Source organism: Gluconobacter cadivus, assembly GCF_015244745.1.
Taxonomy (GTDB): domain Bacteria; phylum Pseudomonadota; class Alphaproteobacteria; order Acetobacterales; family Acetobacteraceae; genus Gluconobacter; species Gluconobacter cadivus.
This window is the reverse complement of the sequence record NZ_JABCQI010000019.1, coordinates 1-4,195: the sequence shown is the minus strand read 5'-3', so window position 1 is coordinate 4,195 and position 4,195 is coordinate 1. Positions and strand designations below refer to the sequence as shown.

Annotated in this window: 4 protein-coding genes; 2 read left to right on the top strand and 2 right to left on the bottom strand. The window is 53.0% G+C overall.

Going from position 1 to position 4,195, the window contains the following annotated elements; translation table 11 throughout:
• Window positions 1-1,192 (top strand): TonB-dependent receptor (locus HKD28_RS16155; protein ID WP_194269093.1); only part of this gene is annotated, 1,192 nt, incomplete at its 5' end.
• An 8-nt stretch (window positions 1,193-1,200) separates the two neighbouring features.
• Entirely contained in the window at window positions 1,201-2,547 is a 1,347-nt protein-coding gene (locus tag HKD28_RS16150; RefSeq protein ID WP_194269092.1) for a PepSY-associated TM helix domain-containing protein, read from the top strand.
• Here HKD28_RS16150 and HKD28_RS16145 read toward each other — a convergent pair whose 3' ends face one another.
• Together HKD28_RS16145 and HKD28_RS16140 are read right to left on the bottom strand one after the other, a co-directional pair.
• Entirely contained in the window at window positions 2,548-3,207 is a 660-nt protein-coding gene (locus HKD28_RS16145) for an SCO family protein (RefSeq protein ID WP_194269091.1), read from the bottom strand.
• A 266-nt stretch (window positions 3,208-3,473) separates the two neighbouring features.
• Window positions 3,474-4,195, bottom strand: a 722-nt coding sequence (locus tag HKD28_RS16140; RefSeq protein ID WP_194269090.1) for an AI-2E family transporter, incomplete at its 5' end; no start/stop codon positions are given.

Sequence of the window (4,195 nt, the reverse complement as noted above, 5' to 3'; positions counted from 1 at the left end):
GAACCGCGGCCGTATCGGAAAGACGCCCCTCACCAGTTTTGTCGGTGCCAGCTTCGACTACATGGATTATGGCTATCAGGTCTATAATCTGACCCCGCAAGGCGGCGCGACGCGCGGTGCTTTGAATTCCACGTCATACGGACATCAGTGGAACATCGGCCTCCGCTTTCAGGAAGACTGGCAGTTTTCTCCGCTTTGGCATGCTGTAATCGGACTTGGTGGGACGCAATCTGATGTTGGAGCAGTTCAGACGCTCTACAATAGATCGGCAAGTTCAACCTCTCTGCAGAATATTACGGCCAATCGACGCTTCTTCAATCTCGCACCTGAAGCCTCGCTGGTTTATACACCAACCAAAGACTGGACTTTGCACAGTCGTGTTGGAACAGCTTATGCCACACCCGGCTATTCCAGTTTCTTCGTAACCCCTCAGGGAAGCTACGGGAACAATACGCAGCTTAAAAGCGAAACGAGTCTCGGTTTTGACTTGGGGGCCGAATGGCATCCGTCGCCCAGCATCAATATTCAGGCCACGGGCTTTTATGAGTTCTACCGGAACGAACTTGTCAGCCAGTCGGCGGGTGTCAATACACCCGCGGGAAGCTATACCTTCAACGCCCCGGCCTCAGAGCATCGTGGCATTGAACTCGGTGCGACCTGGCAGCCATTGCGTGCCTCTCTGCCAGGTGCGCGGCTGAAGCTGTCTTATACCTATGACAACCAGATCTATACAAAATACACCGAGACCCTGTCCAACAGCACGATGGCGCGGAATTTCTCGCGGAAGGGGAATCTCATTCCCGGTGTTATGCCGCATTTTTTAGATGCGCGTGTTCTCTATGATCAGCCAGACGGATGGCTGCAAGGGCTGGGAGGTTTTGCAGAAGTGACGTGGAGGAGCGCCTTTTACCTCGACAATGCCAATATTCTGAAAGCCCCCTCATACGCATTGCTCAATCTGGAGATTCATTACGACCCACCAGAACGTCTGGGTTGGGCTCACCGTCTGCACAGCTACTTCGAAGTACAGAATGTAACCAATCAGGTTTATGCCGCAGGTGCGACTGACATCAGCGATACACTCCTTTCGACCGGGCAGCAGGCTGGGCGACGTGTTTTGGCCAATAAGACAGGCTCAATCTACGCCGGATCGCCAAGAGCGTTCTTTGGTGGCGTGCGGATCAAGTTCTGAAGGTATCCATGATGATGAACGCTTCCAGAGCCCCAGTCTGGCCCGATTATCGAGCGATCTGGCGATGGCATTTCTTTGCGGGTCTCTTCTGTCTTCCCTTTATTGTGTTGCTGTGCCTCACAGGGTCAATTTACCTGTTCAAACCGCAGGTGGATCATTGGATTGACTGGCGTTACGATCATCTCGCAGGCGGTACGACACATTCAACCCCGGTACAGGAAGTCAGAGCGGCACTCGATGCTGTCCCTGGCAGTCATTTTCTAGCCTATGAACTTCCGGAGACGGCTTCCGGTGCTGCCCGGGTGATCGTTGATCGTCAGGGCACAGCCATACGCGTGTATGTTGATCCGACATCATGCGTGGTTCTCAAACAGGTTCCTGAAGAAGACCGTTTTGAGCGCATCATCTTTAGACTGCACGGCCAGCTGTTATTGGGGAATACTGGCTCCATCATCATGGAAATGGTGGCCTCCTGGACAATCGTTCTGATTGCTACAGGCCTGTATCTTTGGTGGCCGCGCCGGATAAAGAGTCTGGCAGGTATTCTTTATCCACGGATGACCCGCAACGGTCGTGTCCGGTGGCGAGACCTCCATGCGGTAACAGGGTTGTGGGTCTCCTCGTTTTTGGTGCTTTTTCTGGTTTCCGGCTTGCCGTGGTCTTTTGTTTGGGGACACGCCCTAGCTCGGGTGGAAACACAATTCAGCCGCCTAACTTCGGTTCCTGACTGGGACATCGGAGCTGTTTCTGAACGTAATCGGATTGCAGGGCGCTCGGTCTCGCCCCAGCAGACCGATACAATGCCAGGTATGGATATGGGGCCCATGGCGATGTCGGACAGCCCCTTATCAGGCAGCCTGAACCAAGTGGTCATGACGGCGTCCCAACTCGGATTTCCAGCACCTGTTCTCGTAACGCCACCTTCAGCGGGAGAAACAACGTGGACTGTTCGTTCCGACACGCAGAACCGTCCCAACCGCATCAGTGCGATGGTAGAGGCCTCTGGTCGGGTACGGTCAGTCCATCGTTTTGAAGAGAAAGCATGGACTGATCGCATCATCGGTTATGGAGTTGCGGCGCATGAAGGGCAGCTGTTCGGGAAGGCCAATCAGTTTTTGAATTTTCTTGTAGCGATCGGATTACTTGCGATGAGCATCGCAGCACTTGTCTTGTGGTTTAGGCGCAAACCCCCAGGGAGGCTGGGAGTGCCGCCTGTCGATCCCAACAAGAAGATTGGCGTGGGCGCGTTGGTTATCCTGATTGTACTGGGATTACTCTTGCCAGAACTTGGAGCGTCTCTTTTGCTTCTCTGTCTTGCAACCCTGCTTTCCCGAGCTGACCGCCGTGCGTCGTAACTAACTGGCAGGGACGAGACGACGCAATCGGGTGGCGATTTCCTCCGGGCTTGTGTCGACTGGCAGAACGGACACAAGCCGATTATCGCCATCCATTAAGTAAAGAACGGAACTATGATCCATAAGATAGCCTGAGGACAGATGATCCGCCGAAGGGCCACGACGTCGCGCCATGACGTGGAAACTGTCAATAACTGCGTGGATCTGAGATTCAGTTCCCGTAAGTCCAACGATGTTGGGAGAGAAGTGACTGACATAATCGGCAACAACCTCAGGAGTATCACGCGCTGGATCAACCGTGATGAAAATCGGCACAATCTGGTGTGACTCTTTTCCCATGAGATCGAGAGCCTGTGTGACCGTCGCGAGGGTTAACGGGCAGACATCTATGCAGTGTGTGTACCCAAAATAAATCAGTGTATAGCGCCCTCGGAATTGACGCTCCGTAAGAGGATGACCGTGCATATCGATGAGCGTATAAGGGCCGCCCAACGTGACTGAGGCCCGATTTAGAAAAACTCCGCGCATTCCGATTGCCCCGAGAAAGAGGCCCGTGATGATCACCACCGGAGCGACTAGTTTCTTCGCTTCATTGAGACGAAAAGGTTTTTTCTTAACAGTCTGCTTTGGTTTTTTACGCCCTCCATTGAGGTTTGGCATAATACCCTCCCTTGAGGATGTCTTTTTAGCACAGGAAGCATCTCAAGAGCATAACTGGCTTTAAAGGTATCGAAGAGACAACCACAATGTGGAGGGTTCGAAAAACCTCCTTTTTTGGTCGATTTATGAACATAAATCATTGATATTGTTGCGTATAAAAATGCGTAAGAAGGGTTTTCCGAACCCGTCATTTATCCCGGTCGTCTCTTGGAATCAGATCAGCGCCATCCTAGGAATCCTTACCGATTCATTCAGCACAGAAAACGCTAGTGGAATGAATTGGGCGGCAAAGGCGAGATTTTAGCTCGGGAGTCGTTAATCCAGCTCTTGGTCAGGGTATAGGCGACGGAGAGGACCAGCGGACCGATGAAGATCCCGACCAGTCCTAAGCTGCCAAGACCTCCGATAACGCCGAGCATGATGAGAATAAGCGGGATATCGGCCTGCTTGCGGATCAGAAACGGGCGCAAAACATTATCGATGATGATCGTGATAATGGTCACAATTAACAGAAGCACTGCGGGCACCAGCCCCTGATCAAAATAGACCCAGATCACGGCTGGGATCAGGGTAACACCAGGGCCCGCCTGTAACAGACAGACCATGAAGGTGACTGCTGTCAGAATACTGACCCATGGCGCCCCTGCGAGTTTCAGCCCGATCCCCGCCACAGCGGCTTCAACGACCGCCGTTACCGTGACGCCGAATGCAACACCCCGGATCGTATAAGCGGCAAGCTGAAGCATCTCCCGTCCCCGGCTGCCCGCGAGAATGCTCACCAGACTCCCAGCCAGCGCAATTGCCGATTCAGCGCGCATGAGAAGTACGCCCAGAATGATTAACGTAAGCACGAACTGGAGGGCGAGAAGACTGAAACTTCCCGCATAAGCCAGAAAACTATGAATCAAGGTCTCAGGAGACGGCATGACTTGCCTGACCATTTCCGGAAACTGCATATGCTGCATCCTGGCCCATAACGGACCAATAT